The sequence below is a fragment of the Salmonella sp. 32120201201600049SM genome (assembly GCF_017572835.1).
GTDB classification, from domain to species: Bacteria; Pseudomonadota; Gammaproteobacteria; order Enterobacterales; family Enterobacteriaceae; genus Salmonella; species Salmonella enterica.
Genome location: NZ_JAGESA010000011.1, coordinates 47,700 through 66,354 on the forward strand (window position 1 = coordinate 47,700; position 18,655 = coordinate 66,354).

18 protein-coding genes and 1 other RNA gene are annotated in these 18,655 nt (G+C 52.4%); 9 read left to right on the forward strand and 10 right to left on the reverse strand.

Annotated features, from left to right (window positions below):
• Positions 1-16: 16 nt before the first annotated feature.
• The gene (cdsH, locus tag J4650_RS18505; RefSeq protein WP_023994252.1) at positions 17-1,072 is read right to left on the reverse strand and encodes a cysteine desulfhydrase; all 1,056 of its coding nucleotides are present in this window, start codon (positions 1,070-1,072) and stop codon (positions 17-19) included.
• 112 nt (positions 1,073-1,184) lie between these two features.
• Between cdsH and decR the strand changes: the two genes are divergently transcribed.
• From decR to amtB, 5 genes are all read left to right on the forward strand, one after another.
• Positions 1,185-1,643, forward strand: coding sequence for a DNA-binding transcriptional regulator DecR (decR, locus tag J4650_RS18510; RefSeq protein WP_000884593.1), 459 nt, complete (start codon positions 1,185-1,187; stop codon positions 1,641-1,643).
• Positions 1,644-1,683: 40 nt separating this feature from the next.
• Complete coding sequence (locus J4650_RS18515) at positions 1,684-3,456, forward strand: SmdA family multidrug ABC transporter permease/ATP-binding protein (RefSeq protein WP_001235560.1); 1,773 nt, start codon at positions 1,684-1,686, stop codon at positions 3,454-3,456.
• The gene (locus J4650_RS18520) at positions 3,449-5,230 is read left to right on the forward strand and encodes a SmdB family multidrug efflux ABC transporter permease/ATP-binding protein (RefSeq protein WP_001256079.1); all 1,782 of its coding nucleotides are present in this window, start codon (positions 3,449-3,451) and stop codon (positions 5,228-5,230) included. The genes J4650_RS18515 and J4650_RS18520 overlap by 8 nt, the downstream gene beginning before the upstream one ends.
• Before the next feature lie 212 nt (positions 5,231-5,442).
• Entirely contained in the window at positions 5,443-5,781 is a 339-nt protein-coding gene (glnK, locus tag J4650_RS18525) for a P-II family nitrogen regulator (protein WP_000780341.1), read from the forward strand.
• 31 nt (positions 5,782-5,812) lie between these two features.
• Complete coding sequence (gene amtB, locus J4650_RS18530; RefSeq protein WP_000684912.1) at positions 5,813-7,099, forward strand: ammonium transporter AmtB; 1,287 nt, start codon at positions 5,813-5,815, stop codon at positions 7,097-7,099.
• Positions 7,100-7,198: 99 nt separating this feature from the next.
• On the opposite strand, the gene tesB is transcribed toward amtB, so the two are convergent.
• The gene (gene tesB / locus J4650_RS18535; protein ID WP_000084176.1) at positions 7,199-8,059 is read right to left on the reverse strand and encodes an acyl-CoA thioesterase II; all 861 of its coding nucleotides are present in this window, start codon (positions 8,057-8,059) and stop codon (positions 7,199-7,201) included.
• Positions 8,060-8,273: 214 nt separating this feature from the next.
• Between tesB and J4650_RS18540 the strand changes: the two genes are divergently transcribed.
• Positions 8,274-8,843, forward strand: a complete 570-nt coding sequence (locus tag J4650_RS18540) for a YbaY family lipoprotein (RefSeq protein ID WP_000779802.1) — start codon at positions 8,274-8,276, stop codon at positions 8,841-8,843.
• 32 nt (positions 8,844-8,875) lie between these two features.
• Here J4650_RS18540 and J4650_RS18545 read toward each other — a convergent pair whose 3' ends face one another.
• Positions 8,876-9,265: an MGMT family protein gene (locus J4650_RS18545; RefSeq protein ID WP_000961285.1), complete on the reverse strand. Its 390-nt coding sequence runs from the start codon at positions 9,263-9,265 to the stop codon at positions 8,876-8,878.
• A gap of 84 nt (positions 9,266-9,349) precedes the next feature.
• Here J4650_RS18545 and ffs point away from each other — a divergent pair.
• Positions 9,350-9,446: signal recognition particle sRNA small type (gene ffs, locus J4650_RS18550), an RNA gene on the forward strand.
• Between the two features lie 49 nt (positions 9,447-9,495).
• Here the strand turns inward: ffs and J4650_RS18555 are convergent.
• Positions 9,496-11,046, reverse strand: a complete 1,551-nt coding sequence (locus J4650_RS18555) for an EAL domain-containing protein (RefSeq protein ID WP_000213140.1) — start codon at positions 11,044-11,046, stop codon at positions 9,496-9,498.
• Positions 11,047-11,270: 224 nt separating this feature from the next.
• On the opposite strand from J4650_RS18555, the gene J4650_RS18560 reads away from it, so the two are divergent.
• Positions 11,271-11,531, forward strand: coding sequence for a type B 50S ribosomal protein L31 (locus tag J4650_RS18560; RefSeq protein WP_000801415.1), 261 nt, complete (start codon positions 11,271-11,273; stop codon positions 11,529-11,531).
• 5 nt (positions 11,532-11,536) lie between these two features.
• Entirely contained in the window at positions 11,537-11,677 is a 141-nt protein-coding gene (ykgO, locus tag J4650_RS18565) for a type B 50S ribosomal protein L36 (protein ID WP_001197749.1), read from the forward strand.
• Between the two features lie 55 nt (positions 11,678-11,732).
• On the opposite strand, the gene J4650_RS18570 is transcribed toward ykgO, so the two are convergent.
• The 6 genes from J4650_RS18570 to acrA all read right to left on the reverse strand — a co-directional run bounded on the left by J4650_RS18570 (position 11,733) and on the right by acrA (position 18,532).
• Positions 11,733-12,203: a YlaC family protein gene (locus tag J4650_RS18570; protein ID WP_000136183.1), complete on the reverse strand. Its 471-nt coding sequence runs from the start codon at positions 12,201-12,203 to the stop codon at positions 11,733-11,735.
• A 117-nt stretch (positions 12,204-12,320) separates the two neighbouring features.
• The gene (maa, locus tag J4650_RS18575) at positions 12,321-12,872 is read right to left on the reverse strand and encodes a maltose O-acetyltransferase (protein WP_001278793.1); all 552 of its coding nucleotides are present in this window, start codon (positions 12,870-12,872) and stop codon (positions 12,321-12,323) included.
• A 178-nt stretch (positions 12,873-13,050) separates the two neighbouring features.
• Positions 13,051-13,269 (reverse strand): HHA domain-containing protein, encoded by a 219-nt coding sequence (locus tag J4650_RS18580; protein WP_001280991.1) that lies wholly within the window; start codon positions 13,267-13,269, stop codon positions 13,051-13,053.
• Positions 13,270-13,296: 27 nt separating this feature from the next.
• Positions 13,297-13,671, reverse strand: a complete 375-nt coding sequence (gene tomB, locus J4650_RS18585; protein WP_000344807.1) for an Hha toxicity modulator TomB — start codon at positions 13,669-13,671, stop codon at positions 13,297-13,299.
• A 495-nt stretch (positions 13,672-14,166) separates the two neighbouring features.
• Positions 14,167-17,316 (reverse strand): efflux RND transporter permease AcrB, encoded by a 3,150-nt coding sequence (acrB, locus tag J4650_RS18590; protein ID WP_001132508.1) that lies wholly within the window; start codon positions 17,314-17,316, stop codon positions 14,167-14,169.
• Between the two features lie 22 nt (positions 17,317-17,338).
• A complete protein-coding gene (acrA, locus tag J4650_RS18595) occupies positions 17,339-18,532 on the reverse strand; it encodes a multidrug efflux RND transporter periplasmic adaptor subunit AcrA (RefSeq protein WP_001039202.1) in 1,194 nt (397 codons plus the stop codon).
• Positions 18,533-18,655: the final 123 nt, after the last annotated feature.

Sequence of the window (18,655 nt, forward strand, 5' to 3'; positions counted from 1 at the left end):
TGGCTTTTTTTTGTTTCTAGTCGCCGGTAAGTAATTTTTCGATGGCCGCTGACCACGGCGTCAAATCGCCGATATGGTCGCTAACCCAGGACGGATGGTAATAGGTATCCAGATAGCGATCGCCGCTATCGCACAATAACGTCACGATAGCGCCGGTTTCTCCAGCCTCGCGCATCCGGGCCGCTAGTTGCAGCGCTCCCCACATATTCGTGCCGGTAGAGGCGCCGACTTTACGGCCTAGCTGCGTTTCCAGCCAGTGTGCGGTGGCAACGCTGGCGGCGTCCGGCACGCGCAGCATCTCATCTACGACATCCGGAATAAAAGAAGGCTCTACTCGCGGACGACCAATTCCTTCAATTTTACTGCCTACCGGGCTGCGTAATGAAGCGTCGCGATCCTGCCAGTAAGGTAAAAAGACGGAATTTTCCGGATCCACCACCATGAGCTGAGTATCATAGCCCTGGCAGCGAATATAGCGCCCAATCGTCGCAGAGGTTCCGCCCGTTCCGGCGCTCATGACGATAAATCGCGGTACCGGATGGGGTTCGTTGCGCATCTGGCGGAAAATACTGTCGGCAATATTATTGTTGCCCCGCCAGTCGGTAGCTCGTTCTGCGTAGGTAAACTGGTCCATATAGTGACCGTTCAGTTCATGCGCCAGCCGCTCGGAGGCGGCATAAATTTCGCAGGCGCTCTCCACAAAATGACAGTGGCCGCCGTAAAATTGAATCTGTTCGATTTTACGTTTTGCGGTACAGGCGGGCATGACGGCGATGAACGGTAGTCCCAGTAAACGCGCGAACCAGGCTTCGGAAATCGCCGTTGAGCCTGATGACGCTTCAATAATCGGAGTGCCTTCTTTAATCCAGCCATTGCACAGCCCATAAAGGAACAGCGAGCGCGCCAGACGATGCTTGAGGCTACCGGTGGGATGCGTGCTTTCGTCTTTCAGGTAAAGCTGGATACCTGGAAATGCCGGCAGGGGCAAACGAATAAGATGCGTATCCGCCGAGCGCTGGTGGTCAGCGTTAATTTCATTAATGGCATTTTTAACCCAATTGCTACTCATCATTAATATCCATTTATCATTTTGTGCCAAGAGTAGCGAAAAGTACGGAAAAAATTGTTGCTATTTGACCTTTAAATTACAATGTAAGGAGAAAAATATTCTCTATGGAGTGGGTATGTTAGATAAAATTGACCGTAAACTGCTTTGCTTATTGCAGCAGGACTGTACCCTCTCTTTGCAGGCGCTGGCGGATGCCGTTAATCTGACGACAACGCCTTGCTGGAAGCGGCTTAAACGCCTGGAAGATGACGGTATCCTGCTTGGCAGGGTCGCGCTGCTGGACCCGGAAAAACTGGGGCTGGGATTAACCGCTTTTGTGTTGATAAAAACGCAGCACCACAGCAGTGAATGGTACTGTCGGTTCGTGACCGTCGTCTCTGAGATGCCGGAAGTGCTTGGCTTCTGGCGGATGGCGGGGGAATACGACTATCTGATGCGAGTTCAGGTGGCCGACATGAAGCGGTATGACGACTTCTATAAACGTCTGGTCAATAGCGTTCCAGGACTGTCAGACGTCACCTCCAGTTTTGCGATGGAACAGATTAAGTACACCACCTCTCTGCCCATTGAATAATTCTCCCGGTATTGCCGGAAATCATATCAGGAAATAACGCGTGCGATTATTTGCTCAATTAAGCTGGTACTTTCGCCGGGAATGGCGTCGCTATCTTGGCGCGGTGGCCCTGCTTATGCTTATTGCGATGCTTCAGCTGATCCCGCCCAAAGTGGTGGGGATTGTCGTGGATGGCGTAACCGCACAGCATTTTACTCCAGGCCGAATAGCGATGTGGATTGGCACCATTGCCCTGATCGCCGTAGTGGTCTATTTGTTGCGCTATGTCTGGCGCGTGCTGCTATTTGGCGCTTCTTATCAATTAGCCGTCGAACTGCGTGAGGATTATTATCGCCAGCTGAGTCGTCAGCATCCTGAATTTTATCAGCGCCATCGGACGGGCGATCTTATCGCGCGCGCGACGAATGATGTGGATCGCGTCGTATTTGCGGCGGGCGAGGGCGTTCTGACGCTGGTTGACTCGCTGGTAATGGGCTGCGCGGTACTGATTGTCATGTCGACGCAAATTAGCTGGCAGCTAACGCTATTAGCGCTGTTGCCAATGCCGATTATGGCGCTGATGATCAAACGTTACGGCGATCGGCTGCATGATTATTTCAAACTGGCGCAGGCCGCCTTCTCCAGCCTGAACGATCGCACGCAGGAGAGTCTGACCAGCATCCGCATGATCAAAGCGTTTGGTCTGGAGGATCGCCAGTCTTCGCTGTTTGCGGCGGATGCCGAAGATACCGGCAAGAAAAATATGCGCGTGGCGCGTATTGACGCGCGTTTTGATCCAACCATTTACATCGCCATTGGCATGGCGAACCTGCTCGCGATTAGCGGCGGAAGCTGGATGGTGGTTAACGGCAGCCTGACGCTGGGCGAACTCACCAGCTTTATGATGTATCTGGGGTTGATGATTTGGCCGATGCTGGCGCTGGCCTGGATGTTTAATATCGTGGAGCGGGGTAGCGCCGCATACAGCCGCATCCGCGCCATGCTGGCGGAAGCGCCGGTAGTTAAGGATGGCGAAGAGCCGGTCCCGGCGGGGCGCGGCGAACTGACGGCGGCCATTCGTGAGTTTTGCTATCCGCAAACGACGCATCCGGCGCTGGAGAATGTGAACTTTCGTCTTAAACCGGGTCAGATGCTGGGGATATGCGGTCCGACCGGCGCGGGGAAAAGCACAATATTGTCGCTTATCCAGCGCCATTTTGATGTGACGCAGGGAGAGATCCGATTCCATGACATGCCGTTGACGCATCTGCAACTGGATAGCTGGCGTAGCCGACTGGCGGTCGTCAGCCAGACGCCGTTTTTGTTCTCGGACTCTATTGCCAATAATATTGCGCTCGGACGCCCGGAGGCGACTCAGGAGGAGATTGAACAGGTGGCGCGTTTAGCCAGCGTACATGAGGATATTCTCCGTTTGCCTCAGGGCTACGACACGCAGGTAGGTGAACGTGGCGTCATGTTATCGGGAGGGCAAAAACAGCGTATCTCGATTGCCAGAGCGCTACTGTTAAATGCGGAAATTCTGCTTCTTGATGATGCGCTTTCTGCAGTAGATGGCCGCACGGAGCATCAGATTTTGCATAATTTGCGCCAGTGGGGCGAAGGGCGTACGGTCATCATCAGCGCGCATCGTTTATCCGCGCTGACCGACGCCAATGAAATTATCGTTATGCAACATGGTCATGTTGTTCAGCGCGGCGATCACGATCAACTGGCGCAGCAGATTGGCTGGTATCGCGATATGTATCGCTATCAGCAACTGGAGGCCGCTCTGGATGACGCGCCGGAACGCGGCGAGGAGGCGGTGAATGCGTAGTTTTGGACAGCTATGGCCGACGCTGAAACGGTTGCTGGCGTATGGCTCGCCATGGCGAAAACCGCTCTCTGTCGCGGTGATGATGCTGTGGATTGCGGCGGCGGCGGAGGTTAGCGGTCCGCTGCTGATCAGCTATTTCATTGATAACATGGTGGCCCGCCACCATTTACCGTTGGGCAAGGTCGCGGGGCTGGCGGCCGCCTATGTGGGGCTACAGTTTCTGGCGGCGGGTCTGCATTACGCCCAGTCTTTATTATTTAACCGGGCGGCCGTTGGCGTGGTTCAGTCCTTGCGCACGGACGTCATGGATGCCGCCTTGCGCCAGCCGCTAAGCGCCTTCGACACGCAGCCTGTCGGACAATTAATTTCACGTGTGACCAACGATACGGAAGTCATCCGCGATCTGTACGTCACGGTCGTCGCAACGGTATTACGTAGCGCGGCGTTGATCGGCGCCATGCTGGTCGCTATGTTCAGCCTTGACTGGCGGATGGCGCTGGTGGCGATTTTGATTTTTCCGGCGGTATTGACCGTGATGGTCATTTATCAGCGCTACAGCACGCCGATTGTACGCCGCGTGCGGGCATACCTGGCGGATATTAACGACGGCTTTAACGAAATCATCAACGGGATGAGCGTAATCCAGCAGTTTCGCCAGCAGGCGCGCTTCGGCGAACGCATGGGCGAGGCCAGCCGCTCGCACTACATGGCGCGGATGCAGACACTACGCTTAGACGGCTTTTTATTGCGTCCGCTGCTTAGCCTCTTTTCTGCGCTCATTTTGTGCGGTCTGTTGATGCTTTTCAGCTTTACGTCTGCCGGCACGATTGAGGTCGGAGTGCTGTATGCGTTCATTAGCTATTTGTCACGTCTGAACGAGCCGCTCATTGAACTGACCACCCAGCAATCCATGCTACAGCAGGCGGTTGTGGCGGGAGAACGTGTTTTTGAACTGATGGATCGCCCGCGCCAGCGCTATGGCAGCGACGACAGGCCGTTACAAAGCGGGGCGATTGATATTGATCATCTGTCGTTTGCTTACCGCGACGATAATCTTGTTTTACAGGACATTACGCTCTCAGTACCGTCCCGTAGCTTTGTGGCGCTGGTGGGGCACACCGGCAGCGGGAAGAGCACGCTCGCCAGCTTATTAATGGGGTATTACCCCCTGACACAAGGCGAAATTCGGCTGGATGGGCGAGAAATCGCCTCTCTTAATCATCGCGTTTTACGCCAGGGCGTGGCGATGGTTCAACAGGACCCGGTAGTGATGGCGGATACCTTTCTGGCTAATGTGACGCTGGGGCGCGATGTCTCCGAGGCGCAGGTGTGGCAGGCGCTGGAAACGGTACAACTGGCAGATCTGGCGCGCGGCCTGAGCGACGGGCTGCATACGCATCTCGGCGAGCAGGGAAATACGCTGTCCGTCGGGCAAAAACAGCTATTGGCGCTGGCGCGCGTGCTGGTTGACGCCCCGCAAATATTAATTCTTGATGAAGCGACGGCCAGCATCGATTCCGGCACTGAGCAGGCGATACAGCAGGCGCTGGCGGCGATTCGCGAGCGCACCACGCTGGTGGTTATTGCCCATCGGCTATCGACAATCGTGGAGGCGGATACCATTCTGGTTCTCCATCGCGGCCAGGCGGTGGAGCGCGGGACGCATCAACAATTGCTGGCGGCGCAAGGGCGCTACTGGCAAATGTATCAATTACAGTTAGTTGGCGAGGAGTTAGCCGCCAGCGTACACGAAGAATCCGGCCCTGCGGCGTAAGGTTTGGCGCCACAGAGCAAAACCTCGCCCATCATGCACCGTCATGGTGCGTTTTTCTTTCCCTGCTTCGATTTTGGGGCGCGTCAATATAAAGACGCGCCGCTAACCGCGCTTTTCCTCGCTCGCCAGCTTCTGGCACATCCTTTGCAATATCCATCCTGAAGAGTCCATGCGCGGCGGCAGCCGTTACCTAATTCTGACTGGAGGGTTCTATGAAGCTGGTTACTGTGATTATCAAACCGTTCAAGCTGGAGGACGTGCGGGAGGCGCTTTCTTCCATTGGCATTCAGGGACTGACCGTCACCGAAGTGAAAGGGTTTGGCCGTCAGAAAGGACACGCCGAACTGTACCGCGGCGCGGAGTACAGCGTGAATTTCCTGCCGAAGGTCAAAATTGATGTGGCTATCGCCGACGACCAACTGGAAGAGGTGATCGATATCATCAGTAAAGCGGCTTACACCGGAAAAATTGGCGACGGCAAAATTTTCGTCGCGGAGCTCATGCGCGTTATTCGGATTCGTACCGGCGAAGCTGACGAAGCAGCGCTGTAAGACCCGCCACACAGCAACAGGAAATGAAAAAATGAAGATAGCGATGATAAAAACCACACTGGCTTCACTGGCGCTGCTGCCTGGGCTAACGATAGCCGCGCCGGCGGTTGCCGATAAAGCGGATAGTGCTTTTATGATGATTTGCACCGCGCTGGTGCTGTTCATGACGATACCGGGTATCGCGCTGTTTTACGGCGGATTAATTCGCGCCAAGAACGTGCTGTCAATGTTAACGCAAGTGACCGTCACCTTTGCGCTGGTCTGTATTTTATGGGTGGTGTACGGCTATTCGCTGGCTTTTGGCGAAGGGAATCATTTCTTCGGTAATGCCGATGGGGCGATGTTGAAGAATATCGCGTTGACGGCGGTAACGGGTACGATTTATCAGTATATTCATGTCGCGTTTCAGGGATCTTTCGCCTGTATTACCGTCGGGCTGATTGTCGGCGCGCTGGCGGAGCGTATTCGTTTTTCGGCGGTACTGATTTTTGTCGTGGTGTGGTTCACGCTCTCTTATATTCCGATTGCGCACATGGTGTGGGGCGGCGGCCTGCTGGCTGCTCACGGCGCGCTGGATTTTGCCGGTGGTACGGTGGTGCATATTAACGCCGCTATCGCCGGGCTGGTGGGGGCTTATTTAATTGGCAAACGCGTCGGCTTTGGGAAAGAAGCATTTAAACCCCATAACCTGCCGATGGTCTTTACCGGTACTGCGATTCTGTATATCGGCTGGTTTGGATTTAACGCGGGTTCTGCTGGTAGCGCAAACGAGATAGCAGCGCTGGCCTTTGTGAACACCGTGGTGGCGACCGCCGCCGCGATTCTGGGGTGGATTATCGGCGAGTGGACGCTACGCGGTAAGCCTTCCCTGCTGGGAGCGTGTTCCGGCGCGATTGCCGGTCTGGTCGGCGTGACGCCAGCCTGTGGCTATGTTGGCGTTGGCGGCGCGCTGGTTATCGGCGTTATTGCGGGTCTGGCGGGATTGTGGGGAGTCACCATGCTTAAACGTCTGTTACGGGTAGATGATCCGTGCGACGTATTTGGCGTTCACGGTGTTTGCGGAATAGTCGGCTGTATCCTGACCGGCGTTTTTGCCGCCAGTTCGCTGGGCGGCGTTGGCTTTGTCGACGGCGTTACGATGGGACATCAGGTGATGGTACAGCTGGAAAGTATTGCTATTACGGTCGTCTGGTCCGGCGTTGTCGCGTTTGTTGGTTACAAACTGGCGGATATCCTTGTTGGACTGCGTGTACCGGAAGAGCAGGAGCGCGAGGGGCTGGATGTGAACAGTCACGGCGAGAATGCGTATAACGCGTGATTGCGCAACATGCCTGATGGCGCTGCGCTTATCCAGTTTACCGTAGGCCGGATAAGCGCAGCGTCATCAGGCCATTAACGCCGCATAGCGGCATGTTTTTTAATTGTGATTACGCATTACCCCTTCCTGCACGGTTGAAGCGACCAGAGCGCCATCCTGAGTATAAAACTCGCCGCGAACAAAGCCCCGGGCGCTGGAGGCGGAAGTGCTCTCCACGCTATAAAGTAGCCATTCATTAAAATTGAACGGACGATGGAACCACATAGAGTGATCAATAGTGGCGATCTGAATGCCCTTTTCCAGAAAACCGATGCCGTGAGGCTGAAGCGCGACGGGAAGGAAATTCAGATCCGAGGCATATCCCAGTAAATATTGATGGACGCGAATGTCATCCGGAACGGTGCCGTTGGCGCGAATCCATACCTGACGCACAGGCGCGGCGACGTGACCTTTCAACGGATTGTGAAATTCGACGGGACGAATTTCCAGCGGGCGATCGCAGAGAAACTTTTCTTTCAGAATCGGCGGCAGTAAATGCGCCAGCGATTGCGCGATTTCCGTTTCTGACGGTAGTCCTTCCGGCCCGACTGCCGTCGGCATGGTTTTTTGATGTTCAAAACCCGGTTCCGGTGCCTGGAATGAGGCGGTCATGTAAAAGATGGGTTTCCCGTTCTGAATAGCGGCAACGCGGCGGGCGCTGAAGCTATTCCCATCGCGCAGCACTTCTACGTCATAGATAATGGGTTTTTGGCTGTCGCCTGGCCGCAGAAAATAACTGTGGAATGAATGCACCAGTCGCGCTTCCGGCACCGTTTCTTTGGCGGCATAGAGCGCCTGGCCCACCACCTGACCGCCAAATACCTGGCGCAGCCCTAAGTCTTCACTTTGGCCCCGAAAGAGTCCTTCTTCAATTTTTTCCAGATTCAATAATGTCAGCAAATTATTCAGTGTCTGACTCATACATACTCTCCAGGTGACAACGATGCCGAAGCGAGGTAGGGCAGAGTATAACGCAATTTTGCAAGTGGTCCGATGGGTACAAAAGTCTGAATAACAGACCAATTCCAGGCAAAAATGAGTGACATGTGCCACACTTAATCACGTTATGTTTCTGTTAACCACTCTTCCGGCGGGGGGAAAGGCCTGCTGGTGCATTGATGATAAGGAGAATTGAATGAAACTCGTGCACATCGTAAGTGGTTTAGCGGTTGCGATATCTCTGGCGGCCTGCGCTGATAAAAGCGCTGATATCCAGACGCCTGCGCCAAACCCTAACATGTCGATTACAGCTAACCAGTCTACTATTCAGCAACCCAATGTTTCCGGTACCGTCTGGATCCGCCAGAAGGTCGCTCTGCCGCCAGATGCGGTGCTGACCGTGACGCTTTCAGATGCTTCGCTGGCTGATGCGCCGTCTAAGGTGCTGTCGCAAAAAGCGGTACGTACCGAAGGTAAACAGGCGCCTTTCAGTTTTGTGTTGCCGTTTAATCCATCAGATATTCAACCTAACGCGCGTATTCTCCTGAGCGCGGCTATCACCGTTGACAATAAGCTGGTATTTATTACCGATAGCGTGAAACCGGTGATTAACAATGGCGGCACTAAAGCGGATCTGACGCTGGTACCGGTACAGCAAACGGCGGTGCCTGTGCAGGCCAGCGGTGGTGCGACGACGACGGTTCCATCGACTTCGCCGACCCAGGTCAATCCGTCTTCTGCCGTTCCTGCGCCTACCCAGTATTAATCCTGCGCCAACCCTCTCCGTTACGGAGAGGGTTAATACACCCAGCGATAGCGTTGTAAATCGATTTGTCCGCTTCCCGACACCACCACGCCTTCCGCCAGTAATGCCTGACGTTGCCGCTGTAGATCCGGCCCGGTAAGTGATATTGCGCCGTGGCGGTTCACCACCCGATGCCATGGTAAAGTGCTGCCTTCCGGCAGACGTTTTAAAACTCCGCCGACCTGACGCGCCGCCCGAGGCGAACCGGCAAGCCGGGCGACATCACCGTAGGTCGTGACAAATCCTTCCGGGATCGAGGCGACGATTTGCCAGACGCGTTGAGGAAATGTGTCCTGAATATCCATAATAGAATCCTGCGTTAATGCTTCAGGATAATCTGGAATAAGGGGGGAGGAAAGCCCGGATGCGCAAGAAACCAGCATCCGATGCCTGATGGGTTGCAATTGCACGATATAGCAGTGATAATGCGCCTGCGCGTTGGTTCACAACGCTCTCAATGGGGGCTCTGTTGGTTCTCCCGCAACGCTACTCTGTTTACCAGGTCAGGTCCGGAAGGAAGCAGCCAAGGCAGATGACGCGTGTGCCGGGATGTAGCTGGCAGGGCCCCCACCCATTTGTGCCTCTCCATACTGTTCTTTTCTGCTGTGCGACGTTATAGCCGCTGTTCCGCCCAAAGAATAAATGCCGTAGCGGGTAGGGGCTTACTGTATAACCAGCCCTGACCATAATGTACGCCATGCTGGCGTAGCCACTGTTCTTGCCTGGTCGTTTCGATGCCTTCTGCGACCATCTTAAGTTTGAGCGTTTTCGCCATTTCAATAATATGCGGCGTGACGTTTTTATATTCCAGCGCATCGACAAAAGATTTATCAATTTTAAGGACATCCACATCCAGATTTTGTAAGTAGCTGAGGCTGGAATAGCCGGTGCCAAAGTCATCAATATAAATGGAATGTCCCGCGTTACGGTATCTGGCGACAATGGGCGCGCTGGTTTTCGGATCGGCGAACTCGCGTTCCGTTAACTCAAGCGCGATTTGCGACGGAGAAATTTGGCTACGGTTCAGCAGCGTGCTTAACAGCGTCGGCAACGTTTCCGACGCCAGATCGGATGCCTCAAGATTGATTGAAATATGTTGTTCGGGATGGGACTTTAACCAACTCCCCATGTCTTCAAAAACGGTGTCGATGATTAGCCGGGTTAGCGGCTCCGTGAGCCCGGTTTGTTCAGCCAGCGCGATAAAAATTTCCGGCGAAAGGAAAGTGCCGTCCGCCTGTTGCCAGCGAGCTAAGGCTTCGGCACCGACAATTTTTCCGCTGCTCAGGGAGACAATAGGCTGATAGTGTACGTTAATTTCGCGATTGTCTATCGCATCCTGGAGACGGTGGCGGGGCGACTGTAGTCGACGCAAAATACGCAGAATAAAGGCCGCGGCCAGCAGACCCGTTACGATGCCCGCAGGTAGCCAGATAAACGCTTGTCGATACCAGCTCCTTTCCAGCGGAGCGGTCGGTGCCCAGCTTACGATAGTTATGCCCATTTCCGGAAAGGGGTGGATAGCATACTGAATGCCTCGGTTTTCCAGCCGCAGGGGCGTCTCATGGTGAATGAGCGGAAGAATAGCGGGGTCAAGGTTACCGCTGCTGGCAACCACAGTATTGCGTTCCCGGCCAATAATGGCGACGTCAATCGGCCATGCGCCAAACGGAATCACATCGATAAAGGATGCCGGGTCGATCATCACGATATAGCTGTCGCTCCCGAGCGCCGCCATATAGCGTTTTATACCCAGATCGTTTTGCGCCGTAAACCAGGCGCGATAACCGTCGCGAGTGATTTTCATGGGCGGAGGGAAAGCGGGAATATGGCTCTCTTTTTCAAGTGAGGAGCAAACGGGAATCGAATTTTTAAGATACAGAACTTCCTGGACATACCGAAAGCTATAAGACACGCGGCGCATGGCGAGTAAATGGGCGCTGCTGCAGGGCTCGCCTTTAAAGGAGGCAATATGCGTTAACGCGGCTTTTGCCTGGTCACTGACCCTTTCTGTACGTAGCGCCACCCGGGACGAGAAGATATCCAGCTCTTCGTTAAACCTTTTTTCAACTTGACGGTGCGCCAGCCACAGGCTCAATCCTATCGGGAAAAGGACAGACAGGATAAGCACTCCCGTTACCAGGCTGACCAGATGTCGTGTTGTCACAGTGATGTCCTTATAAACACAGCGTAGAGAAAGTATATCCGATCGTAAATCGCGCCCTCGAATGATAAAGCTATTTTATCGATTTTACAGATACAGGGGCCAGACTAACGCGTTACGCCACGTTGCTTTTGCCGCCAGGAAGAGATCGTGAATGTTTACCGGTTGAAAAAAGAGCGTTGATAGCGTATTTTATTGTTATGTTATAACATAATTGAGAGAGCGCAATGAAACCTGATATTCATCCTGTATACCGCACCGTCGTATTTCACGACACCAGCGCAAATGAATATGTGAAAGTGGGATCAACTATCAAAACTGAACGTGAAATCGAACTGGACGGCGTGACATATCCGTATGTCACTATTGATGTGTCATCAAAATCGCATCCTTTTTATACCGGTAGACAGAAAACGTTTGATAGCGAAAGTAGCGCCGCACGCTTCCAGAAACGTTTTGGTCATTTTATCGGCGCTAAAAGGGGGTAAATGAAATGCAGGTGTTAAACTCACTTCGCAATGCAAAACAACGGCATCCGGATTGCCAGATAGTCAAACGCAAAGGACGCTTATACGTGATTTGTAAAACAAATCCGCGTTTTAAGGCGGTTCAGGGGCGTAAAAAAAGACGTTAAAAAACCAACAGTTCAGGGAAAGCAGTGCGTACCAGGGAGGGTGCGCACTTTTTTATTACCGGCTGGCTTCTGCGCGGGCCAGCGTAAAAATATCGTAGAAGGAAAGTTCGCCCTTACGGGCAACCATTTTTTGCAGCTGGACTTTATGTTCATTATCCACCTGTGGAGACTGAAGAATCGTCTCAATGAGCGTGGGGGGAACAAAGCGGGTGTTGTACCATTCGCCGTTGTAACAGACCCGGAGGTCCAGCACATCGATGTCGTTATAGTGATAACGCGGGGCGATGTCGAAAAAGAAGAAGCCATTAAATGCGATAAATAACACCACTAACAGCCACACTGACCCCACCAGCGTTTCTGATTGCAGCATGACCGCCAGCGTCGCAAACCAGGCTGCATACATCGCGATAAATAACCCAGGATGCTTGCGGATAAAACTGATACTAAAACGCGGCCTGTTATCGCGTTTTTCACGGACGTTTAAGTCATCAATAGTTTCGCTAAGCAGGCGCTGTATCTCTGTCATCTTTTGCCTTCATGATTTCTGCGACATAGGGGGTAGTAACAGCCCATTTTAAAGGGAGGTGTAACGTGAAAAAAGTAACAGATTAACCACGAATTAGCATAACAGTTATCATTTTAACTACAATTTTTTAATGATTCGCGCCGGGTTTCCACCTACCACGACGTCTGGCGGTACGTTTTTTGTCACCACAGCGCCTGAAGCGACGACGACGTTATCGCCGATGGTTACGCCAGGATTAACGACGGCTCGTCCGCCTATCCAGACGTTATTTCCGATAGTGACGGGTTTACCTAATTCTCTGCCGCTGTTGCGTTCGACGGCGTCCAGCGGGTGCGTGGCGGTATAGATATGTACCCCTGGCGCGAGCATACAATTATCGCCAATATGAATTGGGCAAACATCAAGCATGACGCAGTCGAAGTTAGCGTAAAAGGAGTGACCAAGAAAAATATTATAGCCGTAGTCGCAACGAAAGGAAGGTTCAATATAGGCGTCTTCGCATCGACCCAACAGGTCGCGTAAAATCGCCTGACGCTTATTTATTTCATCAGGCGTAGTATAATTGTATTGATGGATGAGTTGACGCGCCCGCAGTCGATCCTGGCATAAAGTTTCATCGGTCGGGCAATACAGTGCCCCAGCGATCATTTTTTGTTTTTCGTCACTCATCGCGCGCTCCCCTTGGTGGATATTATCGCAATAGAAGCAATAATAAAGTATTAGAGGGAACGTTCCCCGCTATTGGTATGTGATCTATATCACTGTTCTATAATAGCCCGTTGTGTTATTAGCCAGAACGAGGAGGCAGATAACACCTGCGTGTTCTCTAAAAAGTAATGTAGCGTGATTAACGAATGAATTTCCATACTGAAGAGGGGATCTTGTCGTAGAGTTTGTTCATCGTCAATTCTGCAAGACGGTGATCCGCAGCTGAGTAAAATACAGCCAGCTCATTGTCAGACAATTCATATTTATTTTTCTCAATGACGCGCTCCAGAGTGTCAATTGTCTGACAGCGCCGTAAACGCATCAAATAATCAGTTTTAGTTAATGGTTTATCAGACATAAATTCTACCTATGATTGTAATAATTTTTAACAAGACAAACTAACAGGATTGGCCCTGGTGGCGTTGACGAAACAACGGAACAGGCGGTTGCCCGATTTACGCCATTTTTGCAAATCCTGCGTATTAATACCATAGCTGCTGAACAACATAAAGGTGTCGTCCAGGTATTCATCTATCTGCGCAATCAATTTATTGTCTTCATTGTACTTAATTTTATAATTAAGCGCGAAAGTTGCAATATGCTCTATCAGCTCATTGAGCTGCAGGTTGACTGCTGAGGTCGGGTCATTAACCCAGCCATGGTTGCTTTCTTCAAGGTTTGCAAGACAGTCATGATACAGGGTTTCGCAAAGAAATTTAAGCTGTGCTATATCATGTCTTTTGGGTGAGTATTCGTCCATAATGCATCCCCTTTTTAGTGGCTTAAACTAACCGAACACCTTCGGGATGGATACAACTAACTAACCTGGTACTTCCCACGTCACCTTATGATTTAACTATAATCTACTCTAAAAAACTTTTCATCGTCATATTACTAAAAATTACAATTGCGTGAAAGCCGTGTGTCGCCATACTTTTTCGAATTTTAACAGTGATCGTCGGTCGCCTAAAAAGGAACCAGTTTTATTGTTTGTGTAATCATTGGGTTAACGTTTTTTAGCTTTTCAGGCTAAAACAATAGACTCTGACAGGAGAAAATAGCCAGGAATATTCTTAATATTTCTTAATTAATGGCTGAATTAAGAAATGGCCAACTTTCCTAAGAAAAGCCTTTAACGCAGTAAGGATTATACCTTTTATTAATATGGCAAAAAATAATCAATCTAACAATAAGCGTATTTTATGATTTTTGCGTAAAAAAGGCCGCTTGCGCGGCCTTATCAACAGTGAGCAAATCAGCGATGTTCTGTCGAATGACTATGCTCAATATCTTCGCTTTTACGGCTAAAGCGGCGGCGTACCACCACGAAGAAGACCGGTACGAAGAAAATAGCCAGTACGGTTGCCGTTACCATCCCGCCCAGTACGCCAGTACCTACCGCATTCTGCGCGCCGGAACCCGCGCCGGAACTGATAACCAGCGGCATAACCCCCAGCATGAACGCTAACGAGGTCATCAAAATCGGACGCAAACGCATCCGGACGGCCTCCAGCGTCGCTTCTACCAGACCTTTCCCTTCTTTATCCATTAAGTCTTTGGCGAATTCGACGATAAGTATCGCGTTCTTCGCCGACAACCCAATGGTTGTGAGCAGGCCCACCTGGAAGTAAACGTCGTTAGTCAGTCCGCGGAAGGTCGCAGCCAGCAGCGCGCCGATAACCCCAAGCGGAACAACCAGCATTACGGAGAACGGGATAGACCAGCTCTCATACAATGCCGCCAGACACAGGAAGACGACGATCAGCGAGATAGCATACAGGGCAGGGGCCTGGTTGCCGGACAACCGCTCCTGGTAGGACATCCCGGTCCAGTCATATCCAATGCCTGACGGCAGCTTGCTGGCCAGTTCCTCCATCATCGCCATCGCTTCACCAGTACTCTTGCCTGGCGCCGCCTGACCCAGAATTTCCATCGAAGGCAGACCGTTATAGCGTTCCAGACGCGGCGAACCATATTCCCAGCGGGAAGAGGAGAATGCGGAGAACGGCACCATCTGACCATCGCTACCACGAACGTACCAGTCGTTAATATCATCCGGCAACATGCGGTATTTCGCTTCGGACATCACGTAAACTTTCTTCACACGACCGCGATCGATAAAGTCGTTTACATAGCTGCCGCCCCATGCTGCGCCCAGCGTGGTATTAATGTCGCTAATAGACACGCCCAGCGCCTGAGCTTTTTCCTGGTCGATATCGATTTTAAACTGCGGCGTATCTTCCAGACCGTTAGGTCGAACGCCGACCAGCAGATCAGGATATTTCGCCACCTCGCCGAACAACTGATTACGCGCCTGGGTGAGTTTTTCATGACCAAGTCCCGCCTGGTCAATCAACTCGAAGTCAAACCCGGTTGCGGTGCCCAGTTCAACAATCGCCGGCAGGTTAAAGGCGAAGACCATCGCATCTTTAATTTGTGAAAACGCTGCGGTTGCCCGCTGGGTAATCGCTTCAACCTTGTTTTTTTCGCCTGGACGATCGGCCCAGTCTTTCAACGACACGAATGCAATACCGGTATTCTGACCGCGCCCTGCAAAACCGAAGCCGTTGACGGCGAATACCGATTCAACGTTGGCTTTCTCTTTGTTCAGATAGTAATCCGTGACCTCATCCAGCACTTTTTGCGTGCGCTCTTGCGTCGCGCCGGCGGGGAGCTGGACCATTGTCAGGAATACGCCCTGGTCTTCATCCGGCAAGAAAGAGCTTGGCAGACGAACGAACAGATAAGCCATACCGACGACGATAATGAGATAGAGCAGCAGATAACGCCCGGTGCTGCGCAGAATATTGCCTACGCTATCGGTGTAGTGATGCGTGCTCTTATCGAACAGGCGGTTAAACCAGCCGAAAAAGCCTTTTTTCCCTTCGCCATGATCGCCTTTGGCGACGGGTTTGAGCATCGTCGCGCACAGCGCAGGCGTCAGGATCAGCGCGACCAGCACCGACAGCGCCATCGCCGATACGATGGTGATAGAGAACTGACGATAAATTGCCCCGGTTGAGCCGCCAAAGAAGGCCATCGGAATAAATACCGCCGACAGTACCATCGCGATACCCACCAATGCGCCCTGAATCTGGCCCATGGATTTGCGCGTCGCTTCCTTCGGCGGAAGGCCTTCTTCCGTCATAACACGTTCGACGTTCTCGACCACCACGATGGCGTCATCCACCAGCAAGCCGATGGCGAGCACCATCCCGAACATCGTCAGCGTGTTTATCGAGAAACCGAATGCCGCAAGCACGGCAAAGGTTCCCAACAACACCACCGGAACCGCAATAGTCGGAATCAACGTCGCGCGGAAGTTCTGCAGGAACAGGTACATCACCAGGAACACGAGGATAATCGCTTCGACCAGCGTTTTTACCACTTCATGAATAGAGATCTTCACGAACGGCGTGGTGTCATACGGGTAGACGATTTTCATCCCTGGCGGGAAGAACGGTTCCATTTTTTTCAGTTCGGCGCGAATAGCGGTAGCGGTATCCAGCGCGTTGGCGCCGGTAGCCAGTTTGATGCCAAGACCTGACGCTGGCTGACCGTTAAATTTCGCGATGACGTCGTAGTTCTCGCCGCCAAGCTCAATTTTCGCTACATCCCGCAGACGAACCTGAGAGCCATCCTGATTCACCTTCAGCAGGATTTTGCCAAACTCATCCGTTGAGGTCAGACGCGTTTGGGCAATAATCGATGCGTTAAGCTGCTGGCCTTTTACCGGCGGCGTACCACCGAGCTGACCAGCCGCGACCTGGGCGTTCTGCGCTTTGATCGCGTTAATCACGTCGACCGGCGTCAGTTGGTATTTGGTCAGCTCTGTCGGATTCATCCAGATACGCATCGCATACTGCGAACCAAACAGCTGGACGTCGCCCACCCCAGAGGTACGGCTGATCGGATCTTTCATATTGGCGGCAACGTAATCCGAAATATCCTCCTGGGTCATGGTGCCGTCGGTGTTAATGACGCCCACTACCATCAGGAAGCTACTTGAGGACTTCTCAACGCTCACGCCCTGTTGCTGTACTTCCTGGGGAAGTAACGGCATTGCCAGTTGCAACTTGTTCTGAACCTGAACCTGCGCGATATCCGCATCGGTGCCGGATTCAAAGGTCAGCGTGATCTGCACGGTCCCCGTGGAGTCACTGTTGGAGGACATATACATCAGGTTATCGATACCGTTCATATTCTGTTCGATAACCTGCGTGACGGTATCCTGTACCGTTTTCGCATCAGCGCCAGGGTAGGTTGCGGAGATCGTCACTGCTGGTGGCGCAATCGTCGGATATTGCGCTACCGGCAATTTGAGGATCGCGAGCCCCCCTGCCAACATGATGATGATGGCGATCACCCACGCAAATATAGGGCGATCGATAAAGAAATTAGGCATGTCTTAACGGCTCCTGTTTAAGTTAAGACCTGGGCTGAGCAGGTTGATCACCGCTTGCGGCTTGCTGTTTGTTATCCGCGGTAATTTCCTGCACTTTAACCTGTGCGCCAGGACGTACTTTTTGCAGCCCGCTGACGACTACGCGGTCGCCCGCTTTCAACCCGTCAGTCACCAGCCACTTATCGCCGATCGCCTGGCTTGCGACGATTTGGCGGGTTTCCACTTTGTTATCAGCGCCAACCACCAGCACCGTGGCATCGCCGCGTGGAGTACGGGTAACGCCCTGTTGTGGAACCAGTAATGCCGTCGGTTTTGTCCCTTCCTGCAGACGTGCGCGAACGAACATTCCTGGCAATAAGGTGTGATCCGGGTTAGGGAAGATGGCGCGCAAAGTAATAGACCCGGTGGTTTGGTCAACGGTCACATCGGAGAATTCAAGCGTACCGGACTGCGGGAATTTGATACCGTCGCTGGTCACCAGGTCGACCTTCGCTTTGCCGTTTTCCTGTTTCAGCGAACCATTTGCCAGCTCCTGCTTCAGGCGCAGGAAGTCATTGCTGGACTGGGTCACATCGACATAAATAGGGTCCAGCTGCTGCACTGTCGCCAGCGCCGACGCCTGACCGTTCTGTACCAGCGCGCCTTCCGTTACGGACGACTTACCAATACGACCGCTAATCGGTGAGGTGACTTTGGTATACGCCAGGTTGATACGTGCGGTTTCAACGGCGGCTTTTGCTGCGACAACAGCGGCAGTCGCTTGTTGTGCGTCAGCCAGCGCCTGATCGTATTCCTGCTTACTGATGTACTGCGTACCCAGCAGCTTTTGATAACGCTTCACCGTCAGTTCAGCAATATTCGCGGCGGCCTGCGCTTTTGCCAGATCGCCCTTAGCGCTGTCGTAAGTCGCCTGGTAGGTCGCAGGATCAATCTGATAGAGAGAGACTCCCGCTTCGATATCACTTCCCTCAACGAAATTACGCTTCAGGATAATGCCGCTTACCTGCGGGCGAACTTCGGCGATACGGTAAGCAACGGTACGACCCGGAAGTTCAGTTGTGATTTGCAGTGGTTCCGTTTTTAGTGTGACAACTCCAACTTCTGGCATCTGCTGGCCGCCTTGCTGGTCCTGTTTGTCGTCACATCCTGTTAGCGCTAAGCTGCCTGAGAGCATCAGAACGACCGCCAGAGGCGTTAACCCTCTGTTTTTGTTCATATGTAAACCTCGAGTGTCCGATTTCAAATTGGTCAATGGTCAAAGGTCCTTAAACCCATTGCTGCGTTTATATTATCGTCGTGCTATGGTACATACATCCATAAATGTATGTAAATCTAACGC